Genomic DNA, 16,626 nt, shown 5'->3' with positions numbered 1-16,626 from the left:
GGGCCGGCAGCTCAGCGCGCGGGCACCTCGCCGGGCTCCGAGCCCTTGACGATCGGCACCCGCACGGTGCTGCCCCACTCGGTCCACGAGCCGTCGTAGTTCCGCACGTCCTCGAAGCCGAGCAGGTGCGTCAGCACGAACCAGGTGTGGCTCGACCGCTCGCCGATGCGGCAGTAGGCGATCACCGGCTCGCCCTCGGTGAGGCCGGCGCCGTCCCGGTAGATGGCGTCGAGCTCGGCGACGGGCTTGAAGGTGCCGTCCTCGGCCGCGGCCTTCGCCCACGGCACGTTCGCCGCGCTCGGGATGTGGCCGGCGCGCAGGGCGCCCTCCTCCGGGTAGGCGGGAGCCGTCGTGCGCTCTCCGCTGTACTCCTCGGGGGAGCGCACGTCGATCAGCGGGTGGCCGAGGTGGGCGAGCACGTCGTCCTTGAAGGCGCGGATCTCGGCGTCGTGACGCTCGACGACCGGATAGTCCACCGCATCCGGAACCGTGCGCTCGGTGGTGAAGGGGCGGTCCTCCGCGATCCACTTGTCGCGGCCGCCGTCGAGGAGGCGCACGTCCTCGTGGCCGAACAGGGTGAAGACCCAGAGGGCGTAGGCGGCCCACCAGTTGTTCTTGTCGCCGTAGATCACGACGGTGGAGTCGCGCGCGATGCCCTTGCCGCCGACGAGCGCCGCGAAGGCCTCGCCCTCGATGTAGTCGCGGAGCACCGGGTCGTTCAGGTCGGTGTGCCAGTCGATCTTGACGGCGCCCGGGATGTGACCGGTCTCGTACAGCAGCACGTCCTCGTCGGACTCCACGACCACGAGGCCCGGCTCGCCCAGGTGGGCCTCGAGCCACTCGGTCGACACGAGGCGCTCCGGATGCGCGTAGCCGGCGAACTTCGGAGCGGAATCGGTCTCGACAGTCATTTCACAACCTCCAGTTAGGGTAGGTGACACCCCCTACGAATCTAGGTCCTCCCCGGCCGGCTCTGCACGCCGGAGGTCACAGTTCGAGACACGGCGCTCACGTCCAGACGCGGCGCACCCGAGACACAGGATGATCCGATGACAGCCGAGCAGCAGGCCGTGGCGCCGCGCCTCACCGAGCGGAGCCCGTCGATGTCGGCGGCCGAGCTCGCCGCGACCCTGGTGCCGCCCCGCCAGTTCGACACCGCGTCGTTCGAGAGCTACCGGCCCGACCCCGACTACCCCTCGCAGGCCGAGGCGCTGGCGAAGATCACCGCCTTCGCCGGCAGCTGGAAGCCCGCCAAGTCGGGCGGCTTCTTCAGCCGGGCGAAGAAGGGGCCGGCGACCAAGCCCGGCATCTACCTCGACGGCGGCTTCGGCGTGGGCAAGACCCACCTGCTGGCCGCGCTCTGGCACGCTGCCCCCGGCCCCAAGTACTTCGGCACGTTCATCGAGTACACCGCCCTCGTCGGTGCCCTCGGCTTCAGCGAGGCCGTCAAGCTGTTCCACGGCGCGCGCTTCATCGCCATCGACGAGTTCGAGCTCGACGACCCGGGCGACACCATGCTGATGACCCGCTTCCTCGGCGAGCTCGTCGCCGGCGGCACCCGGCTGGCCGCGACCTCCAACACCCCGCCGAACGCCCTCGGCGAGGGCCGCTTCGCCGCCGCCGACTTCCTGCGCGAGATCCAGGCCATCGCCGACCGCTTCGACATCGTGCGGATCGACGGCCTGGACTACCGCCGCCGCGACATCGAGGGGCACGCCGTCGCGTTCGGCAGCGACGCCGAGCTGCTCGCCGCCGTCGGGCGCAGGGTCGCGGCGGGGGAGTCGATCACCCTCGACCCGTTCGCCGAGCTCGTCGAGCACCTCGGCAGCATCCACCCCTCGCGCTACATCAAGATGATCGAGGGTGTCGACGTGATCGCGCTCAGCGACGTCGCCCCCCTCCTGAATCAGACGGATGCGCTGCGGTTCGTCGCGTTCGTCGACCGCGTCTACGACGCTCAGATCCGCATCCTCGCCTCCGGCACCCCGCTCGACGAGGTCTTCGCGGGCGACATGCTGAACGGCGGCTACCGCAAGAAGTACCTGCGGGCCACGTCCCGGCTGATCGCCTCGGCGTCGCTCTGATCCTTCGAGCGACCGAACGGGCATCCGTTCTGCAGATTCTGCGCGCCCCGTAACACCGAATTTACATTCGGCCCCGCCGTGTAACACGGCGTACACAGAACACGCCTCCCGGCGAAACGTGCTGTCGACAGACTGCACCTGCCTGCAATTGCGCCTTCGGCCACCGTGCTAGCCGTCAGCAACACAGCAGTTCCCGGATGTACCCGCCAGCACGAAACAGAGAGGTAACCGTTCCACTATGGAAATTGAAGACGTATCCCTGAACGTGGATTCGCTGTGGTTGATGGTCGCAGCGGCACTCGTTCTACTCATGACCCCCGGCGTCGCATTCTTCTACGGCGGCATGGTCAAGGCGAAGTCCGTCGTCTCGATGATGATGATGAGCTTCGGGGCCATGGGCCTCGTGGGCGTGCTCTGGGTGGTCTACGGCTACGGCATGGTGTTCGGCACGCCGGCCATCCCGGGCCTTCTCGGCAACCCGTTCGACGGCTCCATCGGGCTGGGAAACTTGCTCGGCATCGACGAGGCCGGCGCCATGAACCCCGACCTCAACGGACTCGCCTTCGCCGGATTCCAGGCGACCTTCGCCATCATCACGGTCGCCCTGATCTCGGGCGCCATCGCCGACCGCGCCAAGTTCGGTGCCTGGATGGTCTTCGCCGGCGTGTGGGTCACGGTCGTCTACTTCCCGGTCGCGTTCTGGGTGTTCAACCTCGACGAGGGCTGGGCTCCGCTCTGGGGCGTCAACGACTTCGCCGGTGGCACCGCGGTGCACATCAACGCCGGTGCGGCGGCCCTCGCCCTCGCCCTGGTGCTCGGCAAGCGCGTCGGCTTCCAGAAGGGCATCCAGAAGCCGCACAACGTGCCGCTGACGCTCCTCGGCGCCTCGCTGCTGTGGTTCGGCTGGTTCGGCTTCAACGCCGGCTCCGAGGCCGCGGTCGACGGCGTCGCCGCCATCGCCTGGATCAACACCCTTGCCGCTCCCGCCGCCGCCATCATCGGCTGGCTGATCGTCGAGAAGATCAAGGACGGCAAGCCCACCTCGATCGGTGCCGCCTCCGGTGCCGTCGCGGGCCTCGTCGCCATCACCCCGGCCTGCAACATCCTGACCCCGGGCTGGGCGATCGTGCTCGGCGTCATCGCCGGTGCCGTCTGCGCCCTGGCGATCGAGCTCAAGTTCAAGCTCGGCTTCGACGACTCGCTCGACGTCGTGGGCATCCACCTCGTCGGCGGCATCATCGGAACGCTCTACATCGGCATCTTCGGCGCCGGCATCGGCCTGCTCGACACCGGTTCGCTGGAGCAGCTCGGCAAGCAGGCGGGCGCGGCCGCGGTCGTGCTGGTCTACTCCTTCGTGATGGCCTTCATCATCGGCTGGATCATCCAGAAGACGATGGGCTTCCGCATCAAGAACGAGGACGAGGTCGCGGGCGTGGACACCACGGTGCACGGCGAAGAGGGCTACGCCCTCGAGACCGTCTGATCCGTCTCTCCTGCATCATCCCGTGAGCGGGGCGTCACCTTCGGGTGGCGCCCCGCTTCGGCGTTCGCGGCGCGGGCCAGGCGGGTGGCGCCGGCGACGGCGGCCGGCATCGCGACCACGGCGCCGAGCGGGATGAGGAACACGAGGTAGGCGGCGACGCCGAAGCCGAGGGTGCGCGCGCGGCGGTGGCCGAGCATCCGTCGCCGCTCTTTCAGGGGGATGTCGCGGGCGTCGAAGGCGAAGCCGGTGAGCTCGAGCGCGAGCACCCAGCCGCCGAACAGGGCGCCCAGCACGGGGCCGGCGATCTGCCCGACCACCGGGACGAGCCCGACCGCGAAGAGCACCAGGCCGATGCCGAGGGCGAGCAGCAGCAGGCGCAGGGCGTTCAGGATGCCGCGGGCCAGCTGGCCCCAGAATCCGCTGGCGGGCTCCCCGGGGGCCTCGCCCAGGGTCTCCTCGGTGGCGCGCCAGATGCGCTCGTAGAACGGGTCTCCGACGGCCAGGGTGATGGCGGTGTAGGTGAAGACCACGAGCAGCACGCCGAGGCCCACGAGGGCCAGGGAGGCGGCGGCGCGGGTGATCTCGCGCCACGGCTCGTCCCAGCGGTCGGCGAAGGGCGTCGCCCAGTCGGCGAGGGCGGGGGAGTAGACCACCAGCAGCACGATGCCGGTCACGTAGACGGCACCGACGATGGCGGCGGGCACGGCGCCGAGGAGCATGAGGCCGGGGCGGCTGAGCCAGAAGCCGAGGCCGCGGCCGAACAGGCCGACGCCTTCGAGGAACGAGCGGATCATGCCGCGAGCTTATGGTGATGCGGAGGTTTCTGGTGGGCGATACCGGACTCGAACCGATGACCTCTTCCGTGTGAAGGAAGCGCGCTACCAACTGCGCCAATCGCCCGCGGTTATCGATAGTAGCGGACGAAACGGGGTGCTCGTGAACACCCGGGGGCGCGACACGCTGTTCCGGTGACGATTTGGCAATCGCCGAAAGAGTCGGCTAGTGTCTAATCCGTTCGCAGGAATGCTGAACGAAATGCGGATGTGGCGCAGTGGTAGCGCATCACCTTGCCAAGGTGAGGGTCGCGAGTTCGAATCTCGTCATCCGCTCGAGTGAAGTTACTCGGTTGTGAGAGCTCCGGTTCATCCGGAGCGATCGCAGTGCACGAACTGGGTGGCGTGGCCGAGAGGCGAGGCAGCGGCCTGCAAAGCCGTCCACACGGGTTCAAATCCCGTCGCCACCTCCACTCCACCACCAGAGGAGCCCGTCTCCACTGGGCGATTGGCGCAGCGGTAGCGCGCTTCCCTGACACGGAAGAGGTCACTGGTTCGATCCCAGTATCGCCCACCAACGAAAACCCTCGGCCCGCACAGATTCTCCGGCCGAGGGTTTTTCTGGTTCTGCACGCCGGTTCGCCCTCGAAAGGACTCCCGACATGGCCGACACCCAGATCTTCGACGCGGATGCCCGCGCGATCCCGTTCTCCGACGAGGGCGTGGGCCCGGCCGTCGTGATCGTCGCCGAGCGCGGCGAGGAGATCGGCTACCTCGCTTCGCTCGCGCACTCGCTCGTCGAGGAGGACTTCCGCGTCGTGCTGATCGGCCACCGCGCCGGTGCCGAGGCGCCCGACGCCGTGACCGCCGCCCAGGACGTCGAGGACCTGCTCGACCAGCTCGAGCTCCCCGCCGCCTGGATCGGCGGCCACGGCTTCGGCGGCTCCGCCGCCCGGCACATCGCCCACCGCCGGCACGACCACGTCGATGGCGTGCTGCTGTTCGGCGTGGAGGCCGGAGACGAGCTCCCGGCTCCCGCCGAGGGCATCCCGATGCTCGTCATCCAGGGCGACGCCGATGAGGTCACCCCGCCCGCCAACGGCGAGGCCCTCCGCGAGGCCGCCCCCGGGCTGGTCAGCATCGTGGCCGTCGAGGGCGGCGGCCACCGCTTCCCGGCCACCCACGTCGGCGCCACCTCCTGGGCCATCGAGGACTACCTCGACTGGGACTGATCTCCCAGCACCTCGGGCTAGCGTCGTGGCATGACCGACGAACGCACCCCCGGAACCGCTCGCGTCGCCGCGGGCAGGGCTCGTGAGCTCATTCGCCGCAATCCGCGCGTGAACCGCGTCTACCGCACCGGCGTGGGCGTCGTGGGGGCCGGCACCGTCGCGCTCGGCGTCGTGATGATCCCGCTGCCCGGCCCGGGCGCGCTCGTGGCGGTCGGCGGGCTCGCCCTGCTCGGCACCGAGTTCGAGCCGGCCAGGAAGGCCAGCACGAAGGCCAACGCCGTCGCCAAGAAGGCGTACGCGAAGGCCAAGGAGGTCAGGGCCGACCGCCGGGCCCGGAAGACCGACCGCACCCCCTAGCGCCGGTAGAGTTGGTTCGTTCTGCACCGACAGCTAGGGAGCATGCGAGCGTGGCAACTGGATTCGACCTCTTCACCGACCGGGCCGTCGTGGCCCTGCGCGTCAACGGAGAGCTGAAAGACCTCGCCACGACCGTCGGCGACGACGACACCGTCGAGCCCGTCACGATCGACAGCCCCGACGGCCTCGCCATCCTGCGGCACTCGGCCGCCCACGTCGCCGCGCAGGCCGTGCAGGCGATCAACCCCGAGGCGAAGCTCGGCATCGGCCCTCCGGTGACCGACGGCTTCTACTACGACTTCGACGTCGCCGAGCCCTTCACCCCCGACGACCTGAAGGCCATCGAGAAGGGCATGGAGCGCGTCGTGCGCGCCGGCCAGCGCTTCGTGCGTCGCGTCGTCACCGAGGACGAAGCGCGCGCCGAGCTGGCGGGCGAGCCGTACAAGCTGGAGCTGATCGGCCTGAAGGGCGGTTCCGACGGCTCGACCGGCGACGACGAGCTGAACGGCGACAACGAGTCGGTCGAGGTCGGCGGCGCCGAGCTCACCATCTACGACAACGTCGACCCCAAGACCGGCGAGACCGTCTGGAAGGACCTCTGCCGCGGCCCGCACCTGCCGAGCACGCGGATGATCGGCAACGGCTTCGCGCTCACCCGCCTCGCGGCGGCGTACTGGCGCGGCTCCGAGAAGAACAAGCAGCTGCAGCGCGTCTACGGCACCGCCTGGCCCACGAAGGACGAGCTGCGCGCCTACCAGACCCGTCTCGAGGAGGCCGCCAAGCGCGACCACCGCAAGCTCGGCGCCGAGCTCGACCTGTTCTCGTTCCCCGACGAGATCGGCTCGGGCCTCGCCGTGTTCCACCCGAAGGGCGGCATCATCCGCTCCGAGATCGAGGACTACCTGCGCCGCCAGCTCGTGGCGAACGACTACGAGCTCGTGAACACCCCGCACATCACCAAGGCGCACCTGTTCGAGACCAGCCAGCACCTGCACTGGTACAAGGAGGGCATGTTCCCGGCGATGCACCTCGACGAGGAGCAGGACGCCGAGGGCAACATCACCCGCCAGGGCCAGGACTACTACCTCAAGCCCATGAACTGCCCGATGCACAACCTGGTCTTCCGGGCCCGCGGCCGCAGCTACCGCGAGCTGCCGCTGCGCCTCGCCGAGTTCGGCACCGTGTACCGCTACGAGAAGAGCGGAACGCTCTCCGGCCTCACCCGTGTGCGCGGCCTCACCCAGGATGACGCACACATCTACGTCGCACCCGGCGAGGTGCGCGAGGAGCTCACCCGTCAGATCGACTTCATGCTGGAGGTGCTCCGCGGCTACGGCCTCGACGACTTCTACCTCGAGCTGTCGACCCGCGACCCCGAGAAGTCGGTCGGCACCGACGAGATGTGGGAGACCGCCACCGAGACGCTCCGCGAGGTCGCCCTCGCCTCGGGCCTCGAACTCGTGCCCGACCCCGGGGGAGCGGCGTTCTACGGCCCGAAGATCTCGGTTCAGGCGCGCGACGCCATCGGCCGCACCTGGCAGCTGTCGACCATCCAGCTCGACTTCAACCAGCCCGAGCTGTTCGAGCTCGAGTACACCGCGCCCGACGGCTCGCGCCAGCAGCCCGTGATGATCCACCGCGCCCTGCTCGGCTCGATCGAGCGCTTCTTCGCGATCCTGCTCGAGCACTACGCGGGGGCGTTCCCGGTGTGGCTTGCGCCGGTGCAGGTGGTGGGCATCCCGATCTCCGACGACCACGCCGACTACCTCGCCGAGGTGATCCGGCGGCTGAAGAAGCGCGGCATCCGCGCGCAGCTCGACGACTCGGGCGACCGCATGCAGAAGAAGATCCGCACCCACACCAAGGACAAGGTGCCGGTGCTGCTCATCGCCGGCGGCGAGGACGTGGCGGCGGGCTCGGTCAGCTTCCGCTTCCGCGACGGCTCGCAGGAGAACGGCGTGGCCGCCGACGAGGCGATCGAGCGCATCGTGGCGAGCGTCGAGAAGCACCTGCAGGTCACCACCGCCGGCCAGCTCTGATGGAGCAGCACGAGCACGGCGGGCACGGTGATCCTGGCGAGCACGGCAGGCACAGCCACCCGGGAGAGCACGACGAGCTGCAGAACGCGGCCGAGTTCGCCGGGGTCCCCGACGCCTTCCAGCGCCTCTGGACCCCGCACCGCATGGCCTACATCGAGGGCGGCCCGCAGCCGCACATCGACGAGTGCCCGTTCGACCGCGCGCCCACGCTCTCCGACGAGGAGGGCCTGATCGTCGCCCGCGGCGAGCACGCCTACGTGCTGCTGAACCTCTTCCCCTACAACTCCGGCCACCTGCTCGTCTGCCCCTACCGGCACGTGTCGACGTACGACCTGGCGACGGATGCCGAGGTCGCCGAGATGGCGAGCCTCACCCAGACGGCCATGCGCGTGCTCACGGCCGTGTCGAACTGCGACGGCTTCAACATCGGCATGAACCAGGGCCGCGTGGCCGGCGCCGGGGTCGCCGGCCACCTGCACCAGCACATCGTGCCGCGCTGGGCGTCGGATGCGAACTTCTTCCCGATCATCGCCCGCACGAAGGCGCTGCCGCAGCTTCTCGGCGACGTGCGCGCGATGGTCCAGGCGGCCTGGCCCGCCCCCGCTGCACGGTAGGATTCTCCTGCTTCCCGAAAGGACATGATGAGCGACACCACCAACCACCAGCTCGGCTCGAGCCGCGTCAAGCGAGGCCTCGCCGAGATGCTGAAGGGCGGCGTCATCATGGACGTCGTGACCGCCGAGCAGGCCCGCATCGCCGAAGACGCCGGAGCGGTCGCCGTCATGGCCCTCGAGCGCGTGCCCGCCGACATCCGCTCGCAGGGCGGCGTCGCCCGCATGAGCGACCCCGACCTGATCGAGTCGATCATCGCCGAGGTGTCCATCCCCGTGATGGCGAAGGCCCGCATCGGCCACTTCGTCGAGGCCCAGGTGCTGCAGGCGCTGAACGTCGACTACATCGACGAGTCCGAGGTGCTGAGCCCCGCCGACTACGTCAACCACATCGACAAGTGGAACTTCACCATCCCGTTCGTCTGCGGTGCCACCAACCTCGGCGAGGCGCTCCGCCGCATCACCGAGGGCGCGGCCATGATCCGCTCGAAGGGCGAGGCCGGCACCGGCGACGTCTCCGAGGCGACCAAGCACATCCGCACCATCAAGCAGGAGATCGCGCGCCTGTCCAGCATGTCCAAGGACGAGCTGTACGTCGCCGCCAAGGAGCTGCAGGCGCCCTACGACCTCGTGGTCGAGGTCGCCGAGACCGGCTCGCTCCCCGTCGTGCTCTTCACCGCGGGTGGCGTCGCCACCCCGGCCGACGCCGCCATGATGATGCAGCTCGGCGCCGACGGCGTGTTCGTCGGTTCCGGCATCTTCAAGTCGGGCAACCCGGCGGCGCGCGCCGCGGCCGTCGTGAAGGCCACCACCTTCTACGACGACCCGAGCGTCATCGCCGAGGTGTCGCGCGGTCTCGGCGAGGCGATGGTCGGCATCAACGTCGCCGACGTCCCGGCCCCGCACCGCCTCGCCGAGCGTGGCTGGTAGCACGCCGCCGGTCGGGGTGCTCGCCCTGCAGGGCGACTTCCGCGAGCATCTCGCCGTGCTCCGCGGCCTGGGCGCCGACGCCGTTCCGGTGCGCCGACCCGAGGAGGTCGAGCTCGTCTCCGGCCTCGTCATCCCGGGCGGCGAGTCGAGCGTGATGGACAAGCTGTCCCGCGCCTTCGGCGTGGCCGAGACGCTGAAGCGCCGCATCGGGGAGGGCCTGCCCGTCTACGGCACGTGCGCCGGCCTGATCATGCTCGCCGATCGGGTGCTCGACGGCATCCGGGGTCAGCAGAGCCTGGGCGGTCTCGACGTCGCGGTGCGCCGCAACGCCTTCGGCTCGCAGACCGACTCGTTCGAGGCCGAGCTCGACGTGCCGGTGCTGGGGGAGCCGCCGATGCACGCGGTCTTCATCCGCGCACCGGTGGTCGACTCGCTCGGGCCGGAGGCGCGCGCCCTCGCCACCCTGGCCGACGGCACCGTCGTGGCGGTCGAGCAGGGGAGCCTCCTCGGCACCTCGTTCCACCCCGAGATGACGGCCGACTACCGCTTCCACCAGTACTTCCTCGACAAGGTCGCCGCGCGGTCATCCCTCTCCTGAGAGCGCCCTCGCGTAGACTTGTCACCGACTTCCGAAGGAGAACCTCGTGTCCGGACACTCTAAATGGGCGACCACCAAGCACAAGAAGGCCGTCATCGACGCCCGCCGTGCCAAGTCGTTCGCGAAGCTCATCAAGAACATCGAGGTGGCGGCCAAGATCGGCGGTGCCGACATGTCGGGCAACCCGACCCTGGTCGACGCGGTGCAGAAGGCCAAGAAGACCTCGGTGCCGAACGACAACATCGACCGCGCCATCAAGCGCGGGGCCGGCCTCACCGGTGAGGTCATCGACTACCAGACCATCATGTACGAGGGCTACGGCCCGAACGGCATCGCCCTCCTGATCGAGTGCCTCACCGACAACAAGAACCGCGCGGCGGCCGACGTGCGCACCGCCATGACCCGCAACGGCGGCACCATGGCCGACCCCGGCAGCGTGGCCTACAACTTCAGCCGCAAGGGCGTCATCACCGTCGCCCACGCCAGCGAGCTCACCGAGGACGACGTGCTGATGGCCGTGCTCGACGCCGGGGCCGAGGAGGTCACCGACCGGGGCGAGACGTTCGAGGTGCTCACCGACCCCTCGCACATGGTCGCCGCGCGCACCGCGCTGCAGGACGCGGGCATCGACTACGACTCGGCCGACGTCGAGTTCGTCGCGAGCCTGCAGGTCGAGGCCGACGCCGAGACCGCCCGCAAGGTGTTCCGGCTGATCGACGGCCTGGAGGACTCCGACGACGTGCAGAACATCTACACGAACATGGACCTGACGCCCGAGGTGCAGGCCGAGCTCGAGGACGAGTCCGACTGATCCGGGTGGTCCCGAGCGGTCGGAAGGGCGACGCATGAGGGGTGTGGCATGAGAGTGCTGGGCATCGACCCCGGGCTGACCCGCTGCGGCGTCGGCATCGTCGACGTCTCGCCGACCCGCACCGCGGTGCTGGTTCACGTCTCCGTCATCCAGACCCCGCCCGAGATGCCGCTCGAACTGCGCCTCCTGGCCGTCGCGGCCGGTATCGAGGCGGTGCTCGACGAGCACCGGCCCGATCACCTCGCGGTGGAGCGGGTGTTCGCCCAGCACAACGTGCGCACCGTGATGGGCACGGCGCAGGTCAGCGGCATCGCCCTGCTCGCCGCGGCGCGCCGCTCGCTGCCGGTCGGGCTGCACACCCCGTCCGAGGTGAAGGCCGCCATCACCGGCTACGGTCAGGCCGACAAGAAGCAGGTCGGCACGATGGTCGCCAAGGTGCTGAAGCTCGCCGAGATCCCGCGCCCGGCCGATGCGGCCGATGCGCTGGCCCTGGCGATCTGCCACGCCTGGCGTCTTCCTCCCGCGGGGCCGGTCACCGCATCCGGAGCATCGGGCCTCACCCCAGCCCAGCAGGCATGGCGCGCCGCCGAGCAAGGGACGAAGTCGCGGGTGGCCGCCCGTAGGCTGGCCTGATGATCTCTGCCTTGCGCGGCACCGTGCTCTCCCTCTCGGGCGGTACCGCCGTCATCGACGTGGGCGGTGTCGGCTTCTCGGTGGCCGTCACACCGCGGCACGCCCTCGGTCTCCGCACCGGGTCGGAGACGACCGTGCTGACCACGCTGATCGTGCGGGAGGACAGTCTGTCGCTGTTCGGCTTCCCCGACCAGGACTCGCTCGACATCTTCTCCGCGCTCGTCGGGGTGACCGGTGTCGGGCCGAAGTCGGCGCTCGGGGTGCTCGCCGAGGTGACGCCCTCCGAGGTCGCGTCGGCCGTCGCCCGCGAAGACGACGCCGTCTTCCGCAAGGTGTCGGGCATCGGCCCGAAGACCGCGAAGCTGATCGTCGTGTCGCTCGCCGGCAAGCTCGCCCTTCGTCACGCCCCTGCACCCGAGGAGCCGGCCGCCGGCACCTCGCCCGTGGTGCGCGGCAACGTCGAGCGCGCCCTGATCGGCCTCGGCTACCCCGAGCGAAGCGCAACCGCGGCCCTCGACGAGGTGCTCGAGAGCGCCTCGGCCGCCGATGCCGGCAACGTGCAGACCCTGCTGCGGCTCGCCCTCGCGGTGCTCGGCCCGGCCAAGAACTCCGGGGGAGCGCGATGACCCCGGCCTTCGACGGCAACGAGGTCGTGAACCCCGAGGTCGAGGGCGACGCCGAGGTCGCGTTCGAGGGCGCCCTGCGCCCCAAGTCGCTCGCGGAGTTCGTGGGCCAGCGCAAGGTGCGGGGCCAGCTGCAGCTGCTGCTCGACGCGGCCGCCATGCAGGACCGCACGCCCGACCACATCCTGCTCGCGGGCCCGCCCGGGCTCGGCAAGACGACGCTCGCGATGATCGTGGCGCACGAGACCGGTCGTCCGCTCCGGATGACGAGCGGTCCGGCCATCCAGCACGCCGGCGACCTGGCCGCGGTGCTGTCCTCGCTCGTGCCGGGCGAGGTGCTCTTCATCGACGAGATCCACCGGATGGCGCGCTCCGCCGAGGAGATGCTCTATCTCGCGATGGAGGACTTCCGCATCGACATCATGGTGGGCAAGGGGGCGGGGGCGACGAGCATCCCGCTCGACCTGGCGCCGTTCACCCTGGTCGGGGCGACCACCCGATCGGGCCTGCTGCCGAACCCGCTGCGCGACCGCTTCGGCTTCACCGCGCACCTGGAGTTCTACGAGACCGAGGAGCTGGTGCGCGTGCTGCACCGGGCGGCGGCCCTGCTCGGCGTCGAGATCGAGGAGGAGTCGCTGCGCGAGATCGCGTCGCGCTCCCGGGGTACGCCCCGCATCGCGAACCGCCTGCTGCGGCGCGTGCGCGACTTCGCGCTCGTGGCCGGCACCGATGCGACCCTCTCCGCGGTGCGTGCCGCACTCGAGCTCTACGACGTCGACGAGCTGGGCCTCGACCGCCTCGACCGCGCGGTGATGACCACCATCCTGCAGCGCTTCGACGGCGGCCCCGTCGGGCTCAGCACGCTCGCCGTGTCGGTCGGCGAGGAGGCCGAGACCATCGAGGCCGTGGTCGAGCCGTTCCTCGTGCGGATCGGCCTGATCTCGCGCACGCCGCGGGGCCGGATCGCCACGAAGGCGGGCTGGGCCCACTTCGGCCTGGAGCGCGATTCCGCGGCCCTGTTCGGCGATGACCTATAATTCAAGCTGGTCTTCAGGCTCAGCACCCTAAGCTGTTCCTCGCTCAACAACCCCCACCATCTGGAAGGCGCCGTTTTTCATGGCATTCGATCCGTTAACTATCGTCATGCTGGTCGTTCTGGCCGTCCTGGTGATCTTCATGTTCCGCAACAGCCGCAAGCGTCAGCGCGAGGCCCAGGAGCTGCAGAGCAAGGTGGCGGTGGGCGCCGAGGTCATGACGAACTTCGGCGTGTACGGCACCGTGCTCGAGATGGACGAGGAGGAGAACCAGGTCCTCCTGGAGACCACCCCGGGCACCGTGCTGAAGGTGCACCGCCAGACGGTCACCCGCGTGGTCACCCCCTCGCCGCTGGCCCCGATCGACGACGAGCCGGTCGCCCTCGACGGTGAGCCCGCCTACGGCGAGCGTCTCGACGAGCCGACCGACAGCACCGCGAGCCCCCTGCTCGACGGCCCCACCACCCGCATTACGGATGCCCCCGACTCCGCCGCAAAGTCCGACAAGAAGGGCGACGAGTAGCAACTCGTCCGACCTCTGACTCACGCTCGTCGCGATGGCGCTCGAGCGTACAGAAAGCTGAGTAACTGGTGGCACAATCGACCGCCGTGAAGAAGGCGTGGAAGACGCTGATCTGGCTCGGAGTGATCTTCGCAGTCCTGATCGGAACAATCGCCGGAGGGGTGCTGTTCAGCACCGCCACATGGACCCCGAAGCTCGCCCTCGACCTCGAGGGCGGCACGCAGATCATCCTGACGCCGAAGCTGGAGTCGGGCCAGGAGGTCTCCTCCGAGCAGCTCGACCAGGCGGTGTCGATCATCCGGCAGCGCGTCGACGCCAGTGGCGTCTCGGAGGCCGAGGTCACCACCCAGGGTGCGCGCAACGTGGTGGTGTCGATCCCGGGTCAGCCCGACGACGCCACGCTGAACCGCATCGAGTCCTCGGCGAAGCTCGACTTCCGTGCCGTGCTGCTCGCCGGGGTCGCCACCCCGTCGGCCAGCACCTCGCCGAGCGCCTCGCCCGACCCGAGCCTGTCGACGGTCCCCACCGCGACGCCCACCAACGGCAGCGACCTGGCCTACGTCACCCCGGCGCTGCAGGCGCAGTTCGACAGCTTCGACTGCGCGTCCGAGGCCGCTGAGGACGCGGGCCAGGCGCCCGCCGACCAGCCGCTCGTCACCTGCGACGACAACGGCGTGAAGTACCTCCTCGGCCCCGTCGAGATCGAGGGCGCCGACATCGCCGACGCCTCGGCCGGAGTGGCCACCACCCAGCAGGGTGCCTCCACCGGCCAGTGGGTCGTCGACATCTCGTTCAACGACGCCGGCACCGCGAAGTTCGCCGACGTCACCACCCGCCTGTTCGGGCTGCAGGGCGTGCAGAACCAGTTCGCCATCGTGCTCGACGGCAAGGTGATCACGGCCCCCACCACGGGCGGCGCCTTCACCGACGGCAAGGCCCAGATCTCGGGCTCGTTCACGCAGGACTCGGCGCAGTCCCTGGCCGACCAGCTCAAGTTCGGCGCCCTGCCGATCGGCTTCGAGACGCAGTCGTCCGAGGCCATCTCGGCCACGCTCGGTTCGACGCAGCTGCTCTCCGGGCTCATCGCCGGCGCGATCGGCCTGATCCTCGTGGTGATCTACTCGCTGCTGCAGTACCGCCTGCTCGGCACGGTCACCATCGCCTCGCTGGTCGTGGCGGCGGCGCTCACCTACCTCCTGGTCACGCTGATGTCGTGGCGCATCGACTTCCGCCTGTCGCTCGCCGGCGTCGCGGGTCTGATCGTGGCGATCGGCATCACGGCCGACTCCTTCATCGTGTACTTCGAGCGAATACGCGACGAGCTGCGCGACGGCCGCGCCCTGAACTCCTCGGTGCAGGCCGGCTGGAAGCGCGCGATCCGCACGATCACCGCCTCCGACGCGGTCAACTTCCTCGCCGCCGCGGTGCTCTACGTGCTCGCCGTCGGCAACGTCCGGGGCTTCGCGTTCACGCTCGGCCTCACGACCATCGTCGACATCGTCGTGGTGATGCTGTTCACGCATCCGCTCATGACGCTGCTCGCCGAGCTGCCGTTCTTCCGCGACGGCCACAAGCTCTCGGGTCTCGACCCGCGGGCCCTCGGCGCCGTCTACCGCGGCCGGGCCCAGTTCCGGGCGCCGGCGGCGAGCGTCACCGCGGCCAAGAAGGGCTCCTCCAGCCGAGAGGCCGTGAAGCGCCAGACGATCGCCGAGCGCAAGGCCGCCGAGCTCGCCTCGAGCGGCACCGGCGCCGCCTCGACCCGCACGACCGACGAGGGGAAGAACTCCTGATGGCCAGCTTCTCCCAATTCGGAAACGACCTCTACTCGGGCAAGCGCTCGATCGACTTCGTCGGCCGCCGCCGCATCTGGTACATCGTCTCGGCGGTGCTCGTGCTGATCGCCCTGATCGGCCCGTGGCTGCGCGGCGGCTACGAGTTCGGCATCGAGTTCCGCGGCGGCTCGGAGTTCACCGTGTCGCAGGTCTCGAGCATGGACCAGACGCTCGCGACGGATGCGGTGAACGACGTGGCCCCGGGTGTGAACCCGCGCGTCAGCACCCTCGGCGGCGACTCCGTGCGCGTGCAGACCGACGAGCTCGACAAGACCCAGACGTCGACGGTTCAGGATGCGCTGGCCTCCGCCTACAGTGTGCCCTCCGACGACGTCACCACCTCGTTCATCGGCGCGACCTGGGGGCAGGACATCACGACCCAGGCCATCCGTGGCCTCGTGATCTTCCTCGTGCTCGTCGCCGTCTTCATGGCGCTGTACTTCCGCACCTGGAAGATGGCGGCCGCAGCGCTGATCGCTCTGCTGCACGACCTCGTCATCACGGCGGGCGTCTACGGCCTGACCGGTCTGGAGATCACCCCGGCCGCGGTGATCGGGTTCCTGACGATCCTGGGGTACTCGCTCTACGACACGGTGGTGGTGTTCGACAAGATCCGCGAGAACACGGCGGGCATGACCGAGCGCGGAACGCAGACCTTCCCCGAGATGGTGAACCTGGCGATCAACCAGACGCTGGTGCGCTCGATCAACACCTCGATCGTCGCCGCGCTGCCCGTGGCGTCGATCCTGATCATCGGCTCGTTCGTGCTCGGTGCCTCGACGCTCCGTGACATCTCGCTGGCCCTGCTGATCGGCATCATCGTCGGCACCTACTCCACGATCTTCGTGGCGGCGCCGTTGTACGTGCAGTTCCGCGAGAAGGAGCCGAAGATGCGCAAGCACGACGCGCGCGTGGAGACCGACCGGGAGCGCGCCGCGAAGACCGCCGCCGGTGCCGTCGGCTCGGAGGCGACGGCCTCGGCCTGACCTCGTCCGGCAGCCCGGCCGGCCCCTCGAGAGGCTCGTCCGGGTCGGTGGCCGGCCCGCCTGCTCGCCCTCGGCGC

At 69.7% G+C, this 16,626-nt stretch carries 17 protein-coding genes and 4 tRNA genes; 18 read left to right on the top strand and 3 right to left on the bottom strand.

Annotated elements, in window-relative coordinates; all coding sequences use genetic code 11:
* Positions 1-11 precede the first annotated feature (11 nt).
* Positions 12-911 carry a sulfurtransferase gene (locus BJ984_RS13470; RefSeq protein ID WP_179548448.1) on the bottom strand — a complete coding sequence of 300 codons (900 nt, stop codon included), beginning with the start codon at positions 909-911 and terminating at the stop codon, positions 12-14.
* A gap of 138 nt (positions 912-1,049) precedes the next feature.
* On the opposite strand from BJ984_RS13470, the gene zapE reads away from it, so the two are divergent.
* Positions 1,050-2,084 (top strand): cell division protein ZapE, encoded by a 1,035-nt coding sequence (gene zapE, locus BJ984_RS13465; RefSeq protein ID WP_179548447.1) that lies wholly within the window; start codon positions 1,050-1,052, stop codon positions 2,082-2,084.
* A 238-nt stretch (positions 2,085-2,322) separates the two neighbouring features.
* Positions 2,323-3,567 (top strand): ammonium transporter, encoded by a 1,245-nt coding sequence (locus BJ984_RS13460; protein ID WP_373877442.1) that lies wholly within the window; start codon positions 2,323-2,325, stop codon positions 3,565-3,567.
* Here the strand turns inward: BJ984_RS13460 and BJ984_RS13455 are convergent.
* On the bottom strand, positions 3,546-4,361 hold the full coding sequence (locus tag BJ984_RS13455) for an EI24 domain-containing protein (RefSeq protein WP_179548446.1): 816 nt from the start codon (positions 4,359-4,361) through the stop codon (positions 3,546-3,548). The genes BJ984_RS13460 and BJ984_RS13455 overlap by 22 nt on opposite strands.
* Positions 4,362-4,391: 30 nt before the next feature.
* A tRNA-Val gene (locus BJ984_RS13450) sits at positions 4,392-4,467 on the bottom strand.
* A 137-nt stretch (positions 4,468-4,604) separates the two neighbouring features.
* Here BJ984_RS13450 and BJ984_RS13445 point away from each other — a divergent pair.
* The 16 genes from BJ984_RS13445 (at position 4,605) to secF (ending at position 16,549) form a co-directional block, all read left to right on the top strand.
* Positions 4,605-4,676 (top strand) — tRNA-Gly (locus tag BJ984_RS13445).
* Positions 4,677-4,739: 63 nt separating this feature from the next.
* Positions 4,740-4,813, top strand: a tRNA-Cys gene (locus BJ984_RS13440).
* Between the two features lie 29 nt (positions 4,814-4,842).
* Positions 4,843-4,917: transfer RNA gene (locus tag BJ984_RS13435), tRNA-Val, on the top strand.
* Positions 4,918-5,002: 85 nt separating this feature from the next.
* Complete coding sequence (locus BJ984_RS13430; protein ID WP_179548445.1) at positions 5,003-5,572, top strand: alpha/beta hydrolase; 570 nt, start codon at positions 5,003-5,005, stop codon at positions 5,570-5,572.
* 30 nt (positions 5,573-5,602) lie between these two features.
* Positions 5,603-5,929, top strand: a complete 327-nt coding sequence (locus BJ984_RS13425) for a PGPGW domain-containing protein (protein ID WP_179548444.1) — start codon at positions 5,603-5,605, stop codon at positions 5,927-5,929.
* A 50-nt stretch (positions 5,930-5,979) separates the two neighbouring features.
* Positions 5,980-7,968: a threonine--tRNA ligase gene (gene thrS / locus BJ984_RS13420; protein WP_271206559.1), complete on the top strand. Its 1,989-nt coding sequence runs from the start codon at positions 5,980-5,982 to the stop codon at positions 7,966-7,968.
* The gene (locus BJ984_RS13415; protein WP_179548442.1) at positions 7,968-8,582 is read left to right on the top strand and encodes an HIT family protein; all 615 of its coding nucleotides are present in this window, start codon (positions 7,968-7,970) and stop codon (positions 8,580-8,582) included. The genes thrS and BJ984_RS13415 overlap by 1 nt, the downstream gene beginning before the upstream one ends.
* A gap of 27 nt (positions 8,583-8,609) precedes the next feature.
* On the top strand, positions 8,610-9,509 hold the full coding sequence (gene pdxS, locus BJ984_RS13410; protein ID WP_179548441.1) for a pyridoxal 5'-phosphate synthase lyase subunit PdxS: 900 nt from the start codon (positions 8,610-8,612) through the stop codon (positions 9,507-9,509).
* Positions 9,499-10,107, top strand: coding sequence for a pyridoxal 5'-phosphate synthase glutaminase subunit PdxT (gene pdxT, locus BJ984_RS13405; protein WP_179548440.1), 609 nt, complete (start codon positions 9,499-9,501; stop codon positions 10,105-10,107). Before pdxS ends, pdxT begins: the two co-directional genes overlap by 11 nt.
* A gap of 46 nt (positions 10,108-10,153) precedes the next feature.
* Positions 10,154-10,918 (top strand): YebC/PmpR family DNA-binding transcriptional regulator, encoded by a 765-nt coding sequence (locus BJ984_RS13400; protein WP_179548439.1) that lies wholly within the window; start codon positions 10,154-10,156, stop codon positions 10,916-10,918.
* Between the two features lie 48 nt (positions 10,919-10,966).
* The gene (gene ruvC, locus BJ984_RS13395; protein WP_173181065.1) at positions 10,967-11,551 is read left to right on the top strand and encodes a crossover junction endodeoxyribonuclease RuvC; all 585 of its coding nucleotides are present in this window, start codon (positions 10,967-10,969) and stop codon (positions 11,549-11,551) included.
* The gene (ruvA, locus tag BJ984_RS13390; RefSeq protein ID WP_179548438.1) at positions 11,551-12,177 is read left to right on the top strand and encodes a Holliday junction branch migration protein RuvA; all 627 of its coding nucleotides are present in this window, start codon (positions 11,551-11,553) and stop codon (positions 12,175-12,177) included. Before ruvC ends, ruvA begins: the two co-directional genes overlap by 1 nt.
* A complete protein-coding gene (ruvB, locus tag BJ984_RS13385) occupies positions 12,174-13,211 on the top strand; it encodes a Holliday junction branch migration DNA helicase RuvB (RefSeq protein ID WP_173181063.1) in 1,038 nt (345 codons plus the stop codon). Before ruvA ends, ruvB begins: the two co-directional genes overlap by 4 nt.
* A gap of 79 nt (positions 13,212-13,290) precedes the next feature.
* Positions 13,291-13,731 (top strand): preprotein translocase subunit YajC, encoded by a 441-nt coding sequence (gene yajC, locus BJ984_RS13380; RefSeq protein ID WP_179548437.1) that lies wholly within the window; start codon positions 13,291-13,293, stop codon positions 13,729-13,731.
* 68 nt (positions 13,732-13,799) lie between these two features.
* Entirely contained in the window at positions 13,800-15,521 is a 1,722-nt protein-coding gene (secD, locus tag BJ984_RS13375) for a protein translocase subunit SecD (protein ID WP_179548436.1), read from the top strand.
* A complete protein-coding gene (gene secF, locus BJ984_RS13370) occupies positions 15,521-16,549 on the top strand; it encodes a protein translocase subunit SecF (RefSeq protein WP_179548435.1) in 1,029 nt (342 codons plus the stop codon). Before secD ends, secF begins: the two co-directional genes overlap by 1 nt.
* The last annotated feature ends 77 nt before the right edge of the window (positions 16,550-16,626 follow it).

Origin of the sequence: Herbiconiux flava, from assembly GCF_013409865.1 — a bacterium.
Taxonomy (GTDB): Bacteria; Actinomycetota; Actinomycetes; order Actinomycetales; family Microbacteriaceae; genus Herbiconiux; species Herbiconiux flava.
This window is presented reverse-complemented; position numbering and strand designations above follow the sequence as displayed.